This window comes from Streptomyces sp. NBC_00846, assembly GCF_045207325.1.
Taxonomy (GTDB): Bacteria; Actinomycetota; Actinomycetes; order Streptomycetales; family Streptomycetaceae; genus Streptomyces.
On record NZ_CP108846.1, the window covers coordinates 5177230 to 5197631 of the forward strand.

The following is a 20402-nucleotide window of genomic DNA, read 5'->3' on the forward strand; positions in this document are numbered from 1 at the left end:
CGCCGATGTCCGCCCGCCCACCGCAGTCCGCGCTCGCACGGGAACCCGGCGAACTGCCCCGCCGACTGCTCACCGTGCTCGTCTGCGCCGCCCTCGAACCGGGGCTGCCCGGAGTCCTGCTCTTCGATCTGCCGCCGGAGCATCTCGCCGCCGTCACCGATGTGTTCGCCGGACTGGTCCGGATGGCCGGCGGGGATTCGGCAGGCACCCCGGTGCAGCGGTCGACGCTCAACGCGGCCACCGTCGACGAGGACCTGTGGTTGCGCCCGCGGATCCGCCGCGGCCCGGAAGGCATCGAGTTCACCGTCGAGCCCGGGCCGTTGACCGAGACGGGCACCGGCGCCTCGCTCGTCGTCGTGCCCGACCTGGCCCGGCTGAGCGTTCCCGGCACGCGCGCCGCCGTCCAGCTCCTCGGGGCCGATGTCGCCACCGTGGAGCACACCGGATTCCGCCACCGGTGGCGGCCCCGCACGCGCTGGCTCGCCGTCTGCCGCACCGAGGACGTCGAACAGGTCTCGCCGCACATTCTGGACCGCTTCCCGCTCCGCCTCGCCGTCCCCGGTCTGCGGCCCGAACCGGAACCCGACCCCCTTGGTCCGCTCCCCGCCGCATGGGCCGCGGCCCTGGACCCCCGGGCGCCCCGTCCGCCCATGCCCCTCCACACCGAAGTTCCCCCACGCGTACTGGAGATGCTGGACGCCCGCGACGGCGCCGGGCACCGCAGGACGCTCGCCCTCGCCCGCACCGCCCGCGCCCTTGCCCGGCTGGAGGCGGCCGAGGCGGGTCCCGACGCAGCCGCCGGTCACGGATCCGCCCCTCGTCAGGGATCCGTTCCGCCCCCCGGCAGGCACCACGTCACCGCCCAGCACGTCGACCGCGCCGCCGAACTCATCCGGCTGCGTACCGTGCACCGGCCCGCCATCCCTCCCGGGCCCGGAACCGCCCCCACCGGCCCGGATCTGCCCGAGCCCCGCCGGGAGGACGTTGAACCCGTGCCCGGCACGACCCAGGACCGGCACGGAGCCCTCGACACCCCGGTCCACTCCCCCGGAGCCGAAGAGCCCATCGGAGCGGCCACCGCACCGCTGCCGCAGGACCGCATACCGGACCCCACTCCGTACCCGGAGGACACCGCAGGACCTCGGGCGGAGGGCAGCGAGCTGCGCAACCCGGCCCCACGCCCGGCCGGCGCACCGCGGACCGGGCGGGGACCTGTTGTCGGAGTGCGGCGCGCCCGTGACCTCTGGGACCTCGCCCCGGTCCGTACGGCGATGGAGGCCGCCAAGAACCGCGCGGTCCGCGAGGGCCGCGACCGGCTGGTCATCACTCCGCAGGACCTGCGCGGCTACGTCCGGGCGCCCGAACCCGTGACCCTGCTCACTCTCGTACTCGACCACACCTGCCACCCGGGCTGGGACTGGCACCCCGCGCTCGAACCGTTCCTGCAATGGGCTTATGTCACCCGGGCCTCCGTCCAGGTCGTGGAGGTAGGCAGCGGGGCAGCCGCGGACGAGCTGCGGGCCGAGTCCTTCGCGGCCCGCTCCACCCGGGACCCGCGGATCGCCGCCGCGCTCGACCGGCCGCCGGGCCGGGCCACCCCGCTCGCCCACGGCCTCGACCGGGCCGGACGCGCTCTGCGGCACGCCTTCCAGCACCACCGTGCCGGATATGTCGAGGCGCTCCTGGTGGTCGTCACCGACGGGCGCGGCAACGTGCCGCTCGCCGCGGCGCACCGGGGCCGTCGGCCGGGCCACGACCCGGTGGGACGGGCCGGGATCGAGGACGCGCTGGCGGCCGCCGGACGGATCGGCTCGCTGGGACGGACCCGGCTGCACTGCGTGGTCGTCGACCCGGGGCGCCGTCCGTACACCGCGCTGCCGGCCGAACTCGCCCACGCGTTGCGCGGCAGCGTGATCGTGGGACGTCCGGACGACGAGGCGGTGGACCGTGCGTGATGAGCCGCTGCGGGCCATCCGGCGGCTCGGCCGAATCGCGGGGCAGGTGCTGCCCGCCCCACGCGCCGTCGTACCCGAAGGTGCCCGGACCGGACAACCGCAGGGGCTCGGTGTGGAGCCCGTGCACGCGAAAGCGCACCCCTCCACGACGTACGCCCGGGTCAAGGTGAAGCGTCACCGCACACCGCACGGCGCGCCGGAGGCCTTCGGTTTCGAGGCGTACTGCCCCGGAGTGCCGCCCCTGGAGTACTGCTCGGGCGAGGGGCAGCGACGGCCGCAGGCCATCAGCCTCCGCAGTGCCCGCCAGGGCGGTGAGCCGCCGTCCGAACTCCTGCGGTCCATCCGCCGCTGGTCCGGACACCAGCGCCCGCTGACCGACTGGATCAACCGCTGCCGTGCCGCCCACCGCGACGCCCTCCAGATCGTGTTCCTCGACCAGACGGGCTTCGACCTGCCCTGGGAGGCGCTGACCCTGCCGGCCGTCACGGAGACCGGGCTCGCCGGCGGGCTGCTGGGGGCGCTTGTCGACATCGCCCGCTGGCTCGACGTGCGGCACGGACGGGACGACTTCCCGGCCGACGCGGCCGCTCCCGCGGGTGGCGTCCTCGGGTATTTCCACCACGACATGCGCTCCGACATGACCGTCTTCGAGGGCTACGACCACCGACCGCACACCGGCATCGTCAGCTTTCTGAACAGTCTCGACGCGCACGACACCGACCGGACCGGACTGGTCTACATGGGCTGCCACGGCACCTTCGCCGATCAGCTCAGCAAACTGACCCTGGCCGACGTCACCTGGGCCGAGTACAGCGACCAGGAGATGACCCTGCTGCGCAGGGACGGTTCACTGGTCTGTCTCAACGCCTGCCACTCCGGGGGTTTGCTCGACTACGACGGCGACGGCCGACAGTATCTGCGCGGCTTCACCGAGATCTTCCTCGGCAAGGGGGCGGGCGGCTGCATCGTCACCGCCGGAAAGATCGGCGAGGCCGAGGCCGGTGACCTGATCCGTCATCTGGTCGAGGCCGTGACCGCAGATCCCGCCCGCCCGGTGGCCCGCGCACTGCGCGCCTTCCGTGCCAGGGCGCTCGCCGAATTCGAGGCCGGGGGCGGAAACCCGCTCCAGGCCGGGGGCGGCATCCCGCTCCAGGTCAGGGACGACGGCACCTTCGACGCGCGAGGACAGCGCCACGTTCTGCGACTGCTCTACAGCCTGATGTTCCAGTACTACGGCCACCCCCTCAGCACGCTGCACCTCACCGGACCCCACGAGCACGGCGCACGGGAGCGAGAGGGGGCCTCACCATGAGCGGTGACGAACAACCTCTGCTGATCGAACCGGTCGTGGGCTGGCTGCGCGAGGTGGAGCCGGGACTGGTCCACTACGTCAGCGTCGACCTGCGCGGCCCCCTCGACGCCCGCAGCGAGCACGATGGCGAGGCATGGCCCTACGACGAGGAGGAACTGGCCTTCAGTGTCTCGCTGGACGGTGCTCCGAACTTCGTCTGTGAAGTGCTCGACGACCCCGGCGTCGTACTGCACCGGTTCGGCGGTACGTACGGCCCGGCGCGGTTCGTCGTCACGGCAGGTGAGGTCACCGGTCCCGCCGTGCTGCGGCTGACCATCTCCAACCAGTGGGGCATGCCGGTCCGCAAGGCCGAACTGCCCTGCCACATCAGGGAAGCGGCGTCGGAACCCAAGACGCCCCGAACGGTCGTCGGACGTCTGCCGGGGCTGTCGCCCGAGGCGCGCCCGGACACCGCTCGGCCGTCCGGTGGGTCGGGCGAAGGGGAGGAGGACCGGGCGGCGCCCGCCAACGCCGCGCGGCCGAGCAGGGCGACGGGGCAACTGCGTGCGTTCCTGGAGCGGCTGACCAACTTTCGTGCGCCGTCGCCGCCGGGCGCGGCCACGGCCGCCCGGCCGTCCGTGCCGCCGGGGCCGGAGCCGACACAGTCACCGGATGTCGCGAACCGGTCCGAGGACCGCGCCGAGGCCTCGCCCGACAGATCGCCCGATCCGCCGCCCGGCGCCGGTACCGCGGTCACGATCAGCTTCGCCGGTCCCGACCGGGCCTGGGCGGTGTGGATCGCGGACCGTCTGCAGCGTCGCGGAGTGCCGGTGGCACTCCAACGCCGGGAGCCGCCGGGGGAAGCCCTGCCGCCGGAGGTGCCACCGGTGGAGTTGCTCAGGGACCTGCTCCTGTCGCCCGGTCGCATCCTGTTGCTGCTCAGCGACGCGTACGTGCGGCCCGGCCCGGACAGCCACGAGCAATGGAGCCGGGCCCTGCTCGAGGTCGTCGCGCCCGCCCCGGACCGGTTCGCGGCGGTCTCCCTCACCACCTCGGCGCTGCCCGCCGCGACGGGCGTGCTGTATCCCGTCCACCTGGTAGGCATCGGCGAGGAGGAGGCCGAGCGGCGGCTGCTGACCCGGCTGGACCTGCCCGTCGACGCACCGCCCGAGCGTGCCGTGGCCGGGCCGCGACCCCGGTATCCGGCTGACATCCCCGAGGTGTGGGGCGGGGTGCCGCGCCGCAACACCAGGTTCACCGGACGCGACGAACTGCTGAACCGGACACATCAGCTGTTCGTGGACGCCGAGCCGGGACACGGCCGGGTCGCCCTGTGCGGGATGTCCGGCGTCGGCAAGACCCAACTGGCCGTCGAGTACGCCCAGCGCTTCGGCTCCGACTACGACGTGGTGTGGTGGGTGCCCGCGGACGGTCGCTCCCTCTTCCGTCAGCGGTTGTCCGAACTCGCCCCGGAACTGGGCCTGTCCACCGGTGTCGAATACGGGGAGCGGTTGCGCGCGGTAGCCGACGCGCTGCGTCGCGGCGAACCCTACGCACGCTGGCTCCTGGTCCTCGACGGCGCCGACGATCCCGAACAGATCCGGGATCTGGTACCGGCCGGGCCGGGCCATGTCCTGATCACCTCGCGCCATCTGGGATGGGGCGAGCACAACAGCATGCTCGTCGAAGTCCCGGTCTACGAGCGCCGGGAGTCGGTCGACTTCATCAACCGCCGCGCCCCGCGGCTCACCCCGGCCGAGGCGGACCGGCTCGCCGAGGCACTGGAGGATCTGCCGCTGCTGCTCGATCAGACCGCGGGCTGGCTCAATCAGTCCGGGCTGACCGTCGACGAGTACATCGAACTCCTCACGAACGGCATCGGCGAGGATGTGGTCAGGGTCTCCGTGGACTTCCCGGTCGTCTTCCGGACCGCCTGGACGATCCAGCTGAGTCAGCTGCTGGAGAGTGATCCGGAGGCCTTCGAACTCCTGCGCCTCTGCGCCTTCTTCGCACCCGGCTCCATCCCCGGACAGCTACTGACGCGCGCACAGCTGCCCGGCTCGCCCGGTGACGACCCCGCACGCCTGCGAGCCATGCGCCAGTTGCTGCGTCACTCGGCCGCCCGTCTGGAGACCGGCTCCTGGCCGGTCGGCGACGGCGAAGCGCTTCAGCTCCACCGGTTGTTCCACCAGCTCGTGCGCAGCGGGATCTCCGGGGACGACAGAGCTCTCTACCGCGACGCCGCCCGGCACGCGTTGGCGGTGTCCGACCCCGGGGACCCCGCCGACATCGGTGCCTGGCCGCTGTACGCCGCCCTCACCCAGCACCTCGAATGGGCAGAGGCACTGGAGAGCACCGACCCTCCGGTGCAGCAGCTCGTCCTCAACTGCCTGCGCTACATGTACCTTTCGGGGGAGTACGGCAGTGGAATACGGCTCGCCGGGCCCGCCATGGATTCCTGGCGGTCACTGCTCGGAGAGACGCACCCGAGGATCTGGGACCTCAGCCACCATTACGCCAATCTGCTGCGCGCGCTCGGTGACTACCGCACGAGTGAGAGCGTCGAACGCAGGGTGACCGTCTCGCTGCGGGCCGAGGGCAGGGAATCGGAACCGGAGCATCTGCGGGCGGTCGGCGGGCTCGCGGCCGATCTGCGCGGTCAGGGGCGCTACCAGGAGGCGCTGACGCTCTCCGTCTCGATCAGGGACCGCTGTCTGACCCTCTTCGGCCAGGAGGACGGCCGCACGCTGAACGCGGACAACAACCTGGCCGTGTCGTTGCGCCTGCTCGGCCGGTACGAGGAGGCCCTGGCACTTGACCGGCGCACCCTCACCCTGCGGCGGGCCGTGCTGCGCAGGGGGGCGTCGGCGACCCTCTACTCGGAGATCAACTGTGCCATCGATCTGCGGCTGCTCGGGCACCACCAGGAGGCCGAGGAGGAGCTGAGCCGGACCGTCGACAGCCATCTGCAGCTGCTCGGGGCCGGTAATCCCCAGACCTTGCGCGCCCAGCACAGTCTGGCGCTGTGCCGGTATGCCCGGGCGGGAGCAGCCGTGGCCCTGCCCCTGCTGATCGACGTACGGGACCGCTGCCTGCGCGTGCTCGGTGAACACGACCCGCTCACCCTGCAGATCACGGCGAGCGGTGCCTGCGTGGAGGGGGAGGCGGGCGACCCCGGGCAGGCGCGGGCGCTCCATGAGCAGGTGGTGGCCGGATACTTGCGGATGCTGGGCCCGGAGCATCCGTACACCATCGGAACGCAGGGCAACACGGCTTTGATGCGATGGACCCTGGGCGATCACGCCATCGCGAGCGACGGTATCGAGCAGGCCCGCACCCTGATGGCCCGCGAGGTGGGGGAGGACCACCCGTGGGCGATCGGCTGGGGGTTGAACACGACGCTGGTACGGATCTGGACCGGGCAGCAGGAGGCCGCGCGAGAGCTGGGCCGGGAGTGCGCGGCCCGGGCGGCCACTGCGCTGGGGCCCCGTCATCCGCTGGCCGTCGCCTGCCGGGCGGCCTACGTGATGACGCCGACGACTGACGACCCGCCGTTTCAGCCGTTCGAACCGCTCGTCATCTGAGGACCGTCCGGCGAGTACTCCGTGCCGACCGGGCGGTGGCGCGCCGGACGGCTGTGCGCGTGGCCGCGGCACGAGCCCGGGCACCCCGAAGGGCCCGCTCCCGCGATCATCTCGCGGGAGCGGGCCCTTCGGGTTCGTGCGTACGGCGACCGGTCAGGCGTCGAAGACCTCGGCGACCAGCTGGGCCTGCTCGGCCTGGTGGCGCTTGGCCGAGCCGACCGCCGGGGACGAGCTGTGCGGCCGCGAGATGCGGCGCAGGCGCTCACCGTGCGGGACGTCGGCGCCGACGGCCAGGTCCAGGTGGTCGATCAGGTTCAGGGCGATGAACGGCCAGGCGCCCTGGTTGGCCGGCTCCTCCTGGGTCCAGAGGTACTTCTCGGCGTTCGGGTACTTGGCGATCTCGGCCTGCAGCTCGGCACCCGGCAGCGGGTACAGGCGCTCCAGACGGATGATGGCGGTGTCCGTGACGCCACGCTTCGTACGCTCGGCCTCCAGATCGTAGTAGACCTTACCGGCGCAGAAGACGACCTTGCGGACGTCGTTCGGGTTCACCGAGTCGTCGCCGATCACCGGGCGGAAGCCGCCGGTGGTGAACTCCTCCACCTTCGACGCGGCCGCCTTGAGGCGGAGCATCGACTTCGGGGTGAAGACGATCAGCGGCTTGTGGTGCGGGTTGTGCACCTGCCACCGCAGGAGGTGGAAGTAGTTCGACGGCAGGGTCGGCATCGCGACCGTCATGTTGTTCTGCGCGCACAGCGTGAGGAAGCGCTCCGGGCGGGCGGACGAGTGGTCCGGGCCCTGGCCCTCGTAGCCGTGCGGCAGCAGCAGCGTGACGCCGGAGGTCTGGCCCCACTTCTGCTCGGCCGAGGAGATGAACTCGTCGACGACGGTCTGCGCGCCGTTGACGAAGTCACCGAACTGGGCCTCCCAGATGACCAGCGATTCCGGGCGGGCCAGCGAGTAGCCGTACTCGAAGCCCATCGCCGCGTACTCGCTGAGCAGCGAGTCGTAGACGTTGTAACGGGCCTGGTCGTCGGCGAGGTAGAGCAGCGGGGTGTAGTCCTCGCCGTCCACCTGGTCGACGAGGACCGCGTGCCGCTGGCCGAAGGTGCCGCGGCGGGTGTCCTGGCCGGCGAGCCGGACCGGGGTGCCCTCCATCAGCAGCGAACCGATGGCCAGGGTCTCGCCCATGCCCCAGTCGATCGTGCCGTTCTCCACCGAGGCCGCGCGACGCTGCATCTGCGGCATCAGACGGGGGTGGACGGTGATCCGGTCGGGGATGTTGACCTGCGACTCCGCGATGACCTTGACGACCTCCTGGGAGATCGCGGTGGTCACGGCGACCGGGAACTCGGGCTGGACCTCGGGGATCTGTGCCGGAGCCGGCAGCGAGGTGGCCTCGCGGACCTCCGCGAAGACCTTCTCCAGCTGGCCCTGGAAGTCCTGGAGCGCCTGCTCGGCCTCTTCCAGCGTGATGTCGCCGCGACCGATGAGGGACTCGGTGTAGAGCTTGCGCACCGAGCGCTTCTTGTCGATCAGGGTGTACATCTGCGGGTTGGTGAACTCCGGGTTGTCGCCCTCGTTGTGACCGCGGCGGCGGTAGCAGATGAGGTCGATCACGACGTCCTTGTTGAACGCCTGCCGGAACTCGAAGGCGAGCCGGGCGACCCGGACGACGGCCTCGGGGTCGTCGCCGTTGACGTGGATGATCGGCGCCTCGATCATGCGCGCCACGTCGGTGGCGTACATCGAGGAGCGCGAGGACTCCGGGGCGGCGGTGAAGCCGACCTGGTTGTTGATCACCACGTGCACCGTGCCGCCGGTGCGGTAGCCGCGCAGCTGCGACATGTTGAGCGTCTCGGCGACGACACCCTGGCCCGCGAAGGCCGCGTCGCCGTGGAGCGCGACGGGCAGGACGGTGAAGTCCGTGCCGCCCTTGTTGATGATGTCCTGCTTGGCGCGGGCGATGCCCTCCAGGACCGGGTCGACCGCCTCCAGGTGCGAGGGGTTGGCGGCCAGCGAGACCTTGATCTGCTCGCCGTCCAGACCGGTGAAGGTGCCCTCGGCACCCAGGTGGTACTTCACGTCGCCGGAGCCGTGCATCGACCGGGGGTCGAGGTTGCCCTCGAACTCGCGGAAGATCTGCGCGTACGACTTGCCGACGATGTTCGCCAGCACGTTCAGCCGGCCGCGGTGGGCCATGCCGATGACGACCTCGTCGAGGCGGGCCTCGGCGGCGGAGTCGATGACCGCGTCGAGCAGCGGGATGACGGACTCGCCGCCCTCCAGCGAGAACCGCTTCTGGCCGACGTACTTGGTCTGCAGGAACGTCTCGAACGCCTCGGCGGCGTTCAGCCGGCGCAGGATGCGCAGCTGCTCCTCGCGCTCGGGCTGCTGGGCGCGCGGGCGCTCCACCCGGTCCTGGAGCCACTTGCGCTGCTTCGGGTCCTGGATGTGCATGAACTCGATGCCGGTGGTGCGGCAGTACGACTCACGCAGCACACCGAGGATGTCGCGGAGCTTCATCATCGACTTGCCGGCGAAACCGCCGACCGCGAAGTCCCGCTCCAGGTCCCACAGGGTGAGGCCGTGCTCGGTGATGTCCAGGTCGGGGTGCTTGCGCTGGCGGTACTCCAGCGGGTCGGTGTCGGCCATGACGTGGCCGCGGACCCGGTAGGAGTGGATCAGCTCGAAGACCCGCGCGGCCTTGGTCACGTCGTTGTCGTGCGAGGCGTCGATGTCCGTGAGCCAGCGGACCGGCTCGTACGGGATGCGCAGCGACTTGAAGATCTCGTCGTAGAACTCGTTCTCGCCGAGCAGGAGCTGGGCGACGATCCGCAGGAACTCGCCGGAGGCGGCGCCCTGGATGACCCGGTGGTCGTACGTCGAGGTCAGCGTCATGACCTTGGAGATGCCCAGCTTGTTCAGGGTGTCCTGGGAGGTGCCCTGGAACTCGGCGGGGTAGTCCATCGCGCCGACGCCCATGATGAGGCCCTGGCCGGGCATCAGGCGGGGCACGGAGTGCACGGTGCCGATGCCGCCGGGGTTGGTCAGCGAGGCGGTGACTCCGGTGAAGTCGTCCATGCCGAGCTTGCCGTTGCGGGCGCGGCGGACGATGTCCTCGTAGGCCTGCCAGAACTCGAAGAAGTTGAGCGTCTCGGCCTTCTTGATGGCCGCGACGACCAGCTGGCGGTCGCCGTTCGGCTTCACCAGGTCGATGGCCAGACCGAGGTTGACGTGCTCCGGCTTGACCAGGTTCGGCTTGCCGTCCTTCACCGCGAAGGAGTGGTTCATCGCCGGCATGGCCTTGAGGGCCTGCACCATCGCGTACCCGATGAGGTGCGTGAAGGAGATCTTCCCGCCGCGGGCGCGCTTGAGGTGGTTGTTGATGACGATGCGGTTGTCGAAGAGCAGCTTCACCGGAACGGCGCGGACGGACGTGGCCGTCGGCAGCTCCAGCGAGGCGTTCATGTTCTTCGCGACGGCGGCCGACGGGCCGCGCAGCGTGACGTACTCCGGGCCGGCCGGGGCCTCGGTGGCCGGAGCCGCCGCAACCTTCACCGGGGCCCCGGCGGGCTTCGCGGCCGGCACGGCCTTCGCCGGTGCTGCCGGGGCAACGACGGCGGGGGCGGCGGAGGCGGCCTGTGCGGGCGCCGGAGCCGCGGACGCCGGGGCCGGCGCGGCCGGAGCCTGCGCCCCAGGGGCCTGGGGTGTGGCGGTCGGCGCGGTGGTGGCCGGGGCCGGGATCACCGCAGCCCCCGCGGCTGCGGCGCCGGGAACGGGCTTGTCCGCCGTGCCGGACGTACCCGGCTTGTAGTCGGCGAAGAAGTCCCACCAGGCGCGATCGACCGAATTGGGGTCCTGGAGGTACTGCTGGTAGATCTCGTCGACGAGCCACTCATTGGGGCCGAAAGCCGCAGCCGGGTCGGAACCCGGGCTGGCTTGGTCGGTCGAGATGCTCGAGTTACTGGGGGACTGAGACGACACGGCGGCAACCGCCCTCTTCCGCTTCACAAGGTGATGGACAGCGGAAATCAAGGCTACGCCTCCCGAGCCGTTCCATGGAGGCCGGGCCGGTCTTCGTCGTGCAAGTCACATCGGAAGGCGGGTTTCGGCGCAGGAAATGGCGGGAAACAAGCATGGTTCCGCTGCACTTCGGGTACGCAGGGCCGCAGCTACGGCCCCCTGGACCGTACCCCTGAAAGAGAACACGCAGAACGTTCCCTTCCGGTTCGAACCCTATGTCAACCTCGCGGTTGCGGGATGCCCGGAAGAGTGACCTGAATGCGGCAGCCGCGTGCGGATTCGGCCACACCGATGCGACCGCCGTGCAGATCCACCGCCCAGTGGGCGATCGCCAGGCCCAGACCCGTACCGCCGTCGCTGCCGGGACCGTGCGGGGACGGCACCTCGCCGCGGTTGAAACGCTCGAAGACCCGGTGCCGCTCGGACTCCGGAATGCCCGGACCCTCGTCCAGGATCTCCAGTGCCAGGGACTCCGGCCCGGCTCCGCGCCGGGCCAGGACGGTGACCCGGCCGTGCGGCGGGCTGTGCTTGACGGCGTTGTCGATGAGGTTGGCCACCACCTGGTGCAGCCGTTCCGCGTCCGCGTGCGCGGTCAGCTCGGGCGGCGACACGTCCAGATGCAGATGGACGTCCTTGCGGGTGTGGTTCCCGGAACCGGAGGGCAGCCGGCGGTGCGAAGCGGCGAGATTAGCCTCCTTCAGTACGCCCGAGAGATACGGCCACACCTCGAAACGGCGGGCCTTCAACGTGACCACACCGCTGTCCAGACGGGACAGGTCCAGCAGCGTTTCCACCAGCCTGCCGAGCCGCTCGGTCTGCTTCAGGGCCGTGCGCATGGTCTCCGGATCGGCCGACGACACCCCGTCCACGACGTTCTCCAGCACGGCTCTCAGCGCCGCGATGGGTGTCCGCAGCTCATGGGACACATTGGCCACCAGCTCCTTGCGGTGCCGGTCCACGGCCTCCAGATCGTCCGCCATGAGGTTGATCGTCTGGGCCAGGTCGCCGAGCTCGTCACGCCGGCCGGCGCCGCTCACCCGTCTGGTGTAGTCGCCGTGCGATATCGACCGGGCCACGGTCGTCATCTCGTCCAGCGGCGCCGTCAGGCCGTGCGCCACGAACTGGGTGATCAGCAGGGTCGCGATCACCGAGAAGACCGTGATGAAGCGCAGCTCCGTCCTGGTGCGCAGGGCCACCATCAGCAGCCCGGTGGTGATGAACACCGAGACCACCACGAGCGTGCCCAGCTTGGCCTTGACCGAAAAGGGACGCAGTCCGGAACCGGTCCGGGTCATGGCGCCGGGGTCTCCAGGGCGTAGCCGACACCGTGCACGGTACGGATCCGCTCCGCACCGATCTTCCGGCGCAGCGCCTTGATGTGGCTGTCGACGGTACGGGTGCCGGAGGCGTCCGCCCAGTCCCAGACCTCGGCCAGCAACTGCTCCCGGGAGAGCACCGCGCGCGGCGTATTGGCCAGGCAGACCAGCAGGTCGAACTCGGTCGGCGTGAGGTGGACGTCATCGGCGCGCACCCGGACCCGGCGCTGCGCGTGATCGATCTCCAGCTCACCGAGGCGCAGTATGCCGCTGCGCGGAGTGACCGCGGCCAGCGCCGCACGCTCGACCCGGCGCAGCAGGACATGCACCCGGGCAGCCAGCTCGCGCATCGAGAACGGCTTGGTCATGTAGTCGTCGGCGCCGACCCCGAGGCCGACCAGCATGTCGGTCTCGTCGTCCCTGGCGGTCAGCATCAGCACCGGCACCGGCCGCTGGGCCTGCACGCGGCGGCAGACCTCCAGGCCGTCGAAGCCGGGGAGCATGATGTCGAGCACCATCAGATCGGGCTGCCACGCCTCGGCCGCGTCCACGGCCGCGGGCCCGTCGAGTGCGGTCTGCACCAGAAAGCCCTCGGCCCGCAGCCGGGCGGCAATGGCATCGACGATCGTGACGTCGTCCTCGACCACCAGCACCCGGCGCTGCGCGCCCGGGGTGGCCGCGACACCGTTGTGGGTGGTGTGTGTCTGTTCCATCGCCCCGCCCCTGCCCGTTCTCACGGGGGCCATTCCCCCGGACGCACGGTCTTCGCTTGTGGATGTCATGGGTGATCCCGTCACCGGTCAGCAGCGTAAAGGCAGCGGACTGCTCTCGGCTACGCAGGGTGTAACGGCTTGGGTGCGACGAAGTGGCGGAGTGTCGGCCTTGTGGCGCTTGGCCCCCGGGCGTCCGGGGGCCGTGGATACCCGGTGGGGGCTCTCAGCCTGTCCGAAGTGCGAGATGCACCACGTCGGGAACACCTCGGGCAACACGGATCTCTTCCGTCCTTACCCTGCTGAATCCGGCATTCCGCAGGCTCTGTTCGAAGTCTGCGGACGGCTGCGCGGACCAGACCGCGAGAACGCCGCCCGGCGTCAGCCGCTCCCGGCAGTCCGCCAGACCGGCGGGGGAGTACAGGCTCGTGTTGTCCTCGGTGACGGTCCAGTCCGGCCCGTTGTCGATGTCCAGGCACAGGGCGTCGTAACGGTCCGTAGTCGTATGTAGGTACGTGACGAGATCCGTCGTCAGGATCGCGGTCCGCGGATCGGCGAGCGCCGCACCGGAGATCCGCGCCAGCGGCCCCTCCCGGTGCCAGTCCACGATCGCCTGCTCCCGCTCGACGACGGCGATCCGCCCCCACCGCGGCTCGGCGGCGGCCCGCACGAGCGAGAACCCGACCCCGAGCCCCCCGATGAGCACCGACGGCGCCGTCCGGCCCGCGGGCAGCGCGGCCAGCGCCGCGTCGATCAGCAGCCGCTCGGACCGTCCGTCCGAGGTGTCCATGAGGAAGCATCCGTTGGCGATGATCTCGAAGTCGTCACCTCGCTCCCGCAGGACGACCTCGCCGTACGGGCCTTCCCGGCGGTCGAGCGTGACGGGGGCGAGGGTGTCGAGTCCGTGGATCACGGGGCTGTGGAACGCGGGGCCGTGGATTTCGGGCATGGTGCGGGTCTCCGGTGGATGACGGATGCGGTGGACGGACACGGTCCCCGCCATCCTGGCCGGTCGGCGCGGCCGGAGGCCAATGGATGGCCTGATCCGTGCGGTTGGCCGGTCGGCGTGGTCGGGTTCGGTGGATTGCCGGATTGCCGGATTGCCGGATTGCCGGATCCGTCCGACCTGTTCCCGTCTGTCCGGGGGTGTGCGACGTCGCGCGTTACGCACCCTCCGGGCGTGCGCCGCGCACCGCGAGGAGGACCGCGCCGACCGCGTACGCCGTCAGGGCCACCGCCCACGCCCCGGCCTGCGGGCCCGGCTGCATCGGCCACGCCCACACCGCCGCCGCGCCGCCGTGGGTGCGGGGCGCCGCGAGATAGACGGCGCCGCCGTAGACCGTCATCGGCAGCCAGCTCAGCCGGGCACCGATCAGCGCGGCGGAGGTCACGGCCACCCCGGTCGCGCCGAGCACGTTGCGCACCATGGCCGGCCCGCCGAACGCCTCCGGGTGCCCGGGGACCGCCAGTGCGAGCGCCCCCGTCGTCAGCACGGTCAGGATCAGCAGATGCAGCAGCCGGCGCGGCCACCAGCGCCTTACGGCGGTCCGGTCCAGCTCGTCGCTGTGCGCGTGCAGGCTGGTGCCGATCGCGGCGGAGGCGAGCAGCGGGGCCAGCACGACGACCGGGATGCGGGCGGTGTGGTCGAAATACGGCCTGGTTTCCAGCCAGTGGGCCGCGCCGGCGGCCACGAGAACGATGCCGGCCAGGGCGACGGCGGTGAGGGGGAGGGCGCGGGAGCGGATATAGAGGACGGGGACGGACGGTGCGATGTGGATCGGTCGATGGCTCACAGGACCGGGACCTCCGCGGGTGTGCAGTGCGCCGGGACGGCCAGGAAACGGCCGAGCCAGACCTTGCGCTCGGCTTCCGGCATGGCCTTGAGGCGGGCGAGAGAGCGCGAGTCCGGATACCACAGCGAATCTTCGCCGCTCAGCCAGCTGATGACCGCGTCGGTCGTGCGTGCCATCCGCTCGTCCTGCTTCCGGCCCTTCTCGCCCGGGCCCGCCGAGCAGTCGTGGTTCACCAGACCGAGGGCGGTGTCATAGACGTACAGGTGGGGATCGGTCAGCCGATTACGGGTGATGCCCCAGCCACGCATCACGTGTGCGAGAGCGGCTTCGCCGTCCTTCGGGTCGGTCCCGCTGTCCACGTATCTGACCGGTGCGCCCGGGACTCCCTCCAGTCGCGAGAACATCCCCCGCAACGCCTCGGACGCCTGGGGGAGCACCGGGGCGTCGACGGCTCTCACGCAGATCTGCGGCGTGCCGGGGGCGGCCTTCGTGCAGACCCTGCGCGCCACGGCCGGATCCTCCCGGAACAGGCCCTCGCCCGTGTGCGCGATCAACGTTCCGGCCGCGATCGCCAGGGCGAGCGGAACAACGGCCAGGTGGCGGCGCCGCGCCGCGTACCCGAGCAGCAGGGCGACGGCGATACCGCCCGTCCACGTCACCAGAACCGGGGTGAACCACCACACCGGTGCGGATCCGTCCAGGAAAAGCTCCTGTGCCGGGCTCAGGAATCGGGCCGACGTGTCCAGATAGCCCGGGAACCCGAGGACGACGTACGCGCACACCGCCGACACCGGAGCGATCAGCCGCCAGCGCACCAGTCTGCCGACGACGAAGCCCACGAGGCCGATGGACAGCAGGAAGCCCAGATCCGCGGCGACGATCGAGACGGACGGACCGCCGGCCGCCGTGTACGGGGCGGTCGCCGCGAACGCCGCGGCCAGCGCGACCAGATACCCGGCCGCCGCCCACAGCACGACCGGCGCCGCGGCCGTCGTCACCTGCGCGAGCCGGCCGCGCGGCACCGAGAGCAGCAGCTCGGCGGTGTGGCGGCGGTGCTCCCGGCCGCCCTGCCAACAGGCCGCCGCGGCGACGAGCGGACCGCCGAGCAGCGCTGCCGCCAAGTGCACCTGGCTCTGCGTCTCCCCCCAGCTGCCCTGCCACTGGGACGCCTTGCCCCACAGCGTAACGAGGATGGTGAGGGCGACGGAGAGCCCGGTCCAGGGGGCGATCCCGCGCCGGAGCTCGGCCAGTAGCGCCGTGTGCGCCGGACGGCGCACGGGTGTTTTGGAGCCGGTCATCGGTGCGCCACCGCCGCCCGGTGCGCCCGGAGCGCGGCGGTGTAGCCGCGCTCGATCGGGTTGCCGTCCGGCCCGTCCGCGCCGGTGTCCTCGCCTCCGAGCGCTGTCAGCTCCCGCGTCGTGCCCCGGTACGCGATCCGCCCCGCCTCGATCAGTGTCACATCGGTGCAGGCCGCGGCGACATCCTCGACCAGGTGGGTCGAGACGATCACGGTGGACGTCCTGCCCAGCTCCCGTATCAGCGCCCGGAATTCGACCCGCTGCTCGGGATCGAGACCGGCGGTCGGCTCGTCGAGCAGCAGCAGGTCCGGATCGTTGACGATCGCCTGGGCGATGCCGACCCGCCGCACCATGCCGCCCGACAGGGTCTTCACCCCGGCGTCGATCCGGTCGGTCAGACCCACCCGGTCCACCGCGCGCTCCACGGCCTCCGGGGCCGTCGCCGCGTCCATCTCCTTGAGCCAGGCCACATAGGCGACGAACTCGCGGACGGTGAAGCCCGGGTAGTACCCGAACTCCTGCGGCAGGTAGCCGAGCCTGCGCCGGACCGCCGCCCGGCTGCGGTGGTCGGACTTCGCGCCGACCTCGTTGCCGAACAGCTCCACCCGGCCGCCGGACGGCCCGGCGACCGTCGCGAGTACCCGGATCAGCGAGGTCTTGCCCGCCCCGTTCGGACCGAGGAGTCCGTGCACACCAGGGGCGAATTCGAGATCGACGGCGTCGAGCGCAGCCGTTCTGCGGTGCCGGACGGTCAGCCCCCTGACCGTGACGGTGCTCATGACAGGGGTGTCGCTCATGCGTTCACGCTCACAACGTCTCCAGATGGTCGAAAGATCTACGGCGTACGGCGAGCAGCACGGCGCACCCCAGCGCCCCGGCCGCCCAGCCGCCCTGCGCGGCGGGCCCCGCGAAGTACCGCGCGGCCTCGGTCGCCGGGGTGGCGATCCCCGGCGCGGAGGAGGTGACGAAGGCGGGCAGGAGTACGGCGGCCGCCCACGCCACGGCGACGGACGAGGCGCCGTTGCGGCAGCCGACGTACGAGCCGAGGGCGAGCGCCGCCAGCGTCATCGCCAGCCCCGGCAGCAGCCAGGCCGCCGGGCCCGGCCCGCCGGCGGACGGGGGCAGCGCGGCCCCGGCGAGGGTGAGCGTCGGAATGCTCGCGCCGAGCACCGCGGCGGTCCTGGTCAGCAGCAGCCGGAGCCCGCCGGACGGGGTGGCGGCGACGATCTCGTGCATCGGGTCCGAGTGACGTCCGTAGGAGACGACGACCCCGGCGAGCGGCAGCACCGGCGCGATGACGAGGAGCAGCGGCCGCGTGGCCGTGCCGAGCCCGGCTCCGTACGCCAGAGCGAGGGACCCGACGGCCACCAGCACCAGCGCCAGCAGCCACGCACCGCGCAGCGCGGGCCCGGCGGCCCACAGCAGACGCCCGGCACGCGAGGCGGAGACGGGGGAGCGGACGCGACGGTTCGGGGCGGACCTCCTGTCCGGGGCGTTCGCGTTGCTCCGGGCGGGCCTCCTGTCCGGAACGTGCGTGCCGCTCCGGGCGGGCCCCTGCCCCGGAACGCCCGTGCCGCTCCGGACAGGGCCCCTCTCCGGAACGACCGTGTCCCTCCGGGTAGACCCCTGCCCCGGAACGCCCGTGCCGCTCCGGACAGGCCCCCTCTCCGGACGCACCTCCGAAGCGACCGCGGACAGCACCCCCGCCCGCACTCCGTCCAGCAGTGCCGCCGACTCCCGCCGCGCCCGTACCGCCGCCGAGACCCGTGCCGCGCACCCCTCGCACGTCTCCACGTGCTTCTCCAGGGACCATGCCTCCGTCTCCGCCGCCGAACCGGCGGCATACCGCCCGGCCAGTTCGTCGCCCACGTGCCAGTGGGGCAGTCCGCTGCCTCTCCTCATGCCGTCGCCTCCCGTCATGCCGTGCCTCCCAGGGGGCCCGCTTCCGGAGCCAGCAGTTCCAACGCGGCGCGCAGCTCGCGTCTGGCCCGCATGGCCCGGGTCTTGACCGTTCCTTCCGGTATGCCGAGGAGCCGGGCCGTCTCGCGGGTCGTGAGTCCGTCGATGACCGTCGCGCGCAGGACCTCGCGCAGCTCGGGCGAGATCCGGTCGAGTGCGGCGCCCACGTCCCCGTACTCCAGACCGGCCAGCACCCGCTCCTCGGCGGACGGCACCGCGGCCGCCCACTCCTTGCTCCCGGCTCGCTCGGCCTGCGCGGCGAGATCGGTGCGGGCATGGACCCGCTGGGCGTCCACCAGCCGGCGCGAGGCGATCACCCAGAGCCAGCCGCCGATCCGCGCGCCGCGGTGTGAACCGGCGGAGCGCCAGGCGGTCACGAAGGTGTCCTGGAGGACTTCCCGTACGGTCTCGGGGTCCGGGCACCGTCTGCTCAGCCGGGCGAGCAGCCAGCCCGCGTGCCGGTCGTAGAGCGTCGCCAGGGCAGCCGTGTCCCCCTGTGCGACGGCGCGCAACAGGGCGTCATCGTCATTTCGGTCCTCCCCCGAGGGGCGCAACAGACTCACACCCCTCTATCGGGCACCGGACCCGGGTCGGTTCATACGTCGCTCATGTGGCTCGGGCCATGGACGGCGTGGGGGACGATCACGGAGCGTGGGACGTTGCTTCAGGGGGGCTTGTACGGAACTTGTACGGAACTTGTGCGGAACTTGTACGGAAAGGGGCCTCGCGCGGTGCGTCAGGGTACGGACAGGGCGGTTCGGGAAGAACACCTCGAAGCTCCACTGCTCGACGCCATACCGCGTCAGCGCCGTACGGACGAGAGCGCCGTTCCTGCGGCCCGCGAAGCCCGCAGGACCCGCAGGACCCGCAGGATCCGCGGGATCCGCGCGGCCCGCCGGTGGCTGCGGCTGCTGCCGACGCCCCTGGGGACACCGTTCACCTTCGGGTATCTGCTGGTGCTCGTCGCGACGTCCCTCTTCATGGAGTACGCCGATCCGGCCACCGTCGCCGCCGTGCTGCGCGAATCGAGCACGGACGTCGCGCACCTCGGCGACACCCCGTTGCTCGTCCTGGCCGCCAGCGCCCTGTGGGTCGTCGGCGGGCTCGGCTCCCCGTACGTCCTCGGCTTCGCTCTCGTGCTGACCGCGCTGGAACGCCGCATCGGCGGATGGCGCACCACCGGGGTGTTCCTGCTCGGCCATGTCGTGGCGACGCTCGCCACGGAGATCCCGGTCGGGCTGTCGGTGGTGGCCGGTCATCTGCCGGAGTCCTCGCTGCACCGGCTCGACTACGGCATCAGCTTCGGACTGATGGCGAGCGTGGGTGCGCTCGCCGGGCTGCTCACGCCGTGGCTGCGGGTGCTGGTGCTCGGAGGGGTCGGCGCGATGCTGCTGCGTGATCTGTTGGAGCTCAGCAGCCCCCTCACCGACTGGGGACATTCCCTGGCGCTGGTGCTCGGCTTGGCCTGCTGGCCACTGCTGCGCAGGGCCGGTGCGGGCCGGGGCCCGGTGACCGGGGGTGCGGGGATCAGGGGCGTGGGGCCTTCTCGCCGTGCACCGCGAGGTACTCGGCCGCCAGCCAGGGAGCCAGGTCGTCGATGAGCATCGCGAGAACGGCCGGGTCGGCGGACGGGGTACGGCCCGTGCGCGCGGCCGTCCGCATCTGTTCGCCCCGCTCCGGGTGGTCCGGGTAGTAACCGGCGAACACCTCGGCGGACTCGGCCAGGTCGCTGGTCCAGCCGCCCCACCGCGGCATGACCAGCGTGAAGCCCGACCGGACGATGCGCCGGGCGGCGCCCCGGCTGAGGTTTCGGCGTTCGGCGTCCGTGGTGGTCTCGGCGGCCCTTCGCCGCCACCGGGGGAGCGAGAGATGGAGGTCCCCGTTGGTCTCGCGGGCGAGCAGCGGGGTGGGGCGGTAGTGCGGCAGCCGCGCGGCAAGGTCCTCGCCCAGCAGCGGGGTGCAGAGACAGGCGAGGAAGAAGCCGAGGTCGTTGCGTTCGAGTTCGCTCGTGACGGTCTCGGCGGCGACCAGGAGCACGCCGACGCCGTCGATCTGGTCGAACGAACCGTCCAGCTCGGCCTCGACGGTCTGGGCCGCGGCCCGGTCGGCCTCGGTGGGCTCGGCGCGCAGGGCGAGCAGCAGGTCCAGGTCGCAGACGCCGGGAACGGCCGTGCCGCGCGGAATGCTGCCGTAGATGTACGCGCTGTGCAGCCGTGCGCCGCCGAACGTCTCGGCGATCCGGGCGCGGGCCGCCTCCACCACGGGGACGAACACCGCCGGCACCCGGGTCAGCGAGCCTTCCCGCCGGATCGTCCCGTCCGGATTCAGACCCCGGCCGCCACTGTCTCCGCTGTCTCCGCTGTCGTCATTCATGCGGTCACTCTGCACCGCTGCGTGCAGGTACGCACGCATGCCGGACCGGATCCGGCCTGCCGGGCGTGCGCACAGCGTTTGTCCCGTGCAGTTGAAG

14 protein-coding genes are annotated in these 20402 nt (G+C 71.8%); 4 read left to right on the plus strand and 10 right to left on the minus strand.

The annotated features are described in order from the left end of the window. Positions 1-5: 5 nt before the first annotated feature. The 3 genes from OG936_RS24025 to fxsT are packed head-to-tail and all read left to right on the plus strand — an operon-like array spanning position 6 to position 6830. On the plus strand, positions 6-1955 hold the full coding sequence (locus OG936_RS24025; protein ID WP_406497346.1) for a hypothetical protein: 1950 nt from the start codon (positions 6-8) through the stop codon (positions 1953-1955). After that, a complete protein-coding gene (locus tag OG936_RS24030) occupies positions 1948-3267 on the plus strand; it encodes a CHAT domain-containing protein (RefSeq protein WP_266748511.1) in 1320 nt (439 codons plus the stop codon). Before OG936_RS24025 ends, OG936_RS24030 begins: the two co-directional genes overlap by 8 nt. Then, positions 3264-6830 carry an FxSxx-COOH system tetratricopeptide repeat protein gene (gene fxsT, locus OG936_RS24035; RefSeq protein ID WP_406497348.1) on the plus strand — a complete coding sequence of 1189 codons (3567 nt, stop codon included), beginning with the start codon at positions 3264-3266 and terminating at the stop codon, positions 6828-6830. Before OG936_RS24030 ends, fxsT begins: the two co-directional genes overlap by 4 nt. Before the next feature lie 153 nt (positions 6831-6983). Here fxsT and OG936_RS24040 read toward each other — a convergent pair whose 3' ends face one another. The 9 genes from OG936_RS24040 to OG936_RS24080 all read right to left on the minus strand — a co-directional run bounded on the left by OG936_RS24040 (position 6984) and on the right by OG936_RS24080 (position 18495). Continuing rightward, complete coding sequence (locus tag OG936_RS24040) at positions 6984-10817, minus strand: multifunctional oxoglutarate decarboxylase/oxoglutarate dehydrogenase thiamine pyrophosphate-binding subunit/dihydrolipoyllysine-residue succinyltransferase subunit (RefSeq protein WP_406497350.1); 3834 nt, start codon at positions 10815-10817, stop codon at positions 6984-6986. Positions 10818-11074: 257 nt separating this feature from the next. Next, positions 11075-12151: an ATP-binding protein gene (locus tag OG936_RS24045; protein WP_406497352.1), complete on the minus strand. Its 1077-nt coding sequence runs from the start codon at positions 12149-12151 to the stop codon at positions 11075-11077. Further along, positions 12148-12885 carry a response regulator transcription factor gene (locus OG936_RS24050; RefSeq protein WP_383755825.1) on the minus strand — a complete coding sequence of 246 codons (738 nt, stop codon included), beginning with the start codon at positions 12883-12885 and terminating at the stop codon, positions 12148-12150. The genes OG936_RS24045 and OG936_RS24050 overlap by 4 nt, the downstream gene beginning before the upstream one ends. Before the next feature lie 223 nt (positions 12886-13108). Further along, the gene (locus tag OG936_RS24055; protein ID WP_406497353.1) at positions 13109-13831 is read right to left on the minus strand and encodes a spermidine synthase; all 723 of its coding nucleotides are present in this window, start codon (positions 13829-13831) and stop codon (positions 13109-13111) included. Positions 13832-14045: 214 nt separating this feature from the next. After that, the gene (locus tag OG936_RS24060) at positions 14046-14675 is read right to left on the minus strand and encodes a hypothetical protein (protein WP_406497355.1); all 630 of its coding nucleotides are present in this window, start codon (positions 14673-14675) and stop codon (positions 14046-14048) included. After that, positions 14672-15973: a hypothetical protein gene (locus tag OG936_RS24065; RefSeq protein WP_406497357.1), complete on the minus strand. Its 1302-nt coding sequence runs from the start codon at positions 15971-15973 to the stop codon at positions 14672-14674. Before OG936_RS24065 ends, OG936_RS24060 begins: the two co-directional genes overlap by 4 nt. Beyond that, a complete protein-coding gene (locus tag OG936_RS24070) occupies positions 15970-16770 on the minus strand; it encodes an ABC transporter ATP-binding protein (RefSeq protein WP_406497358.1) in 801 nt (266 codons plus the stop codon). The genes OG936_RS24065 and OG936_RS24070 overlap by 4 nt, the downstream gene beginning before the upstream one ends. Before the next feature lie 10 nt (positions 16771-16780). After that, positions 16781-17893 (minus strand): zf-HC2 domain-containing protein, encoded by a 1113-nt coding sequence (locus tag OG936_RS24075; protein ID WP_406497359.1) that lies wholly within the window; start codon positions 17891-17893, stop codon positions 16781-16783. After that, positions 17890-18495, minus strand: a complete 606-nt coding sequence (locus OG936_RS24080) for an RNA polymerase sigma factor (RefSeq protein ID WP_266748520.1) — start codon at positions 18493-18495, stop codon at positions 17890-17892. Before OG936_RS24080 ends, OG936_RS24075 begins: the two co-directional genes overlap by 4 nt. Before the next feature lie 168 nt (positions 18496-18663). Here OG936_RS24080 and OG936_RS24085 point away from each other — a divergent pair, with 168 nt between their 5' ends. Further along, the gene (locus tag OG936_RS24085; protein WP_406497361.1) at positions 18664-19533 is read left to right on the plus strand and encodes a rhomboid-like protein; all 870 of its coding nucleotides are present in this window, start codon (positions 18664-18666) and stop codon (positions 19531-19533) included. Here the strand turns inward: OG936_RS24085 and OG936_RS24090 are convergent. Further along, positions 19460-20305 carry a nucleotidyltransferase gene (locus OG936_RS24090; protein ID WP_406497363.1) on the minus strand — a complete coding sequence of 282 codons (846 nt, stop codon included), beginning with the start codon at positions 20303-20305 and terminating at the stop codon, positions 19460-19462. The genes OG936_RS24085 and OG936_RS24090 overlap by 74 nt on opposite strands. Positions 20306-20402 lie beyond the last annotated feature (97 nt).

Bases quoted from the DNA above. Each gene is read 5' to 3' on its own strand.
- OG936_RS24025 (WP_406497346.1), top strand. From the start codon at position 6: ATGTCCGCCCGCCCACCGCAGTCCGCGCTCGCACGGGAACCCGGCGAA.
- fxsT (WP_406497348.1), top strand. From the start codon at position 3,264: ATGAGCGGTGACGAACAACCTCTGCTGATCGAACCGGTCGTGGGCTGG.
- OG936_RS24045 (WP_406497352.1), bottom strand. From the start codon at position 12,151: ATGACCCGGACCGGTTCCGGACTGCGTCCCTTTTCGGTCAAGGCCAAG.
- OG936_RS24050 (WP_383755825.1), bottom strand. From the start codon at position 12,885: ATGGAACAGACACACACCACCCACAACGGTGTCGCGGCCACCCCGGGC.
- OG936_RS24055 (WP_406497353.1), bottom strand. From the start codon at position 13,831: ATGCCCGAAATCCACGGCCCCGCGTTCCACAGCCCCGTGATCCACGGA.
- OG936_RS24065 (WP_406497357.1), bottom strand. From the start codon at position 15,973: ATGACCGGCTCCAAAACACCCGTGCGCCGTCCGGCGCACACGGCGCTA.
- OG936_RS24070 (WP_406497358.1), bottom strand. From the start codon at position 16,770: ATGAGCGACACCCCTGTCATGAGCACCGTCACGGTCAGGGGGCTGACC.
- OG936_RS24075 (WP_406497359.1), bottom strand. From the start codon at position 17,893: ATGACGGGAGGCGACGGCATGAGGAGAGGCAGCGGACTGCCCCACTGG.
- OG936_RS24090 (WP_406497363.1), bottom strand. From the start codon at position 20,305: ATGAATGACGACAGCGGAGACAGCGGAGACAGTGGCGGCCGGGGTCTG.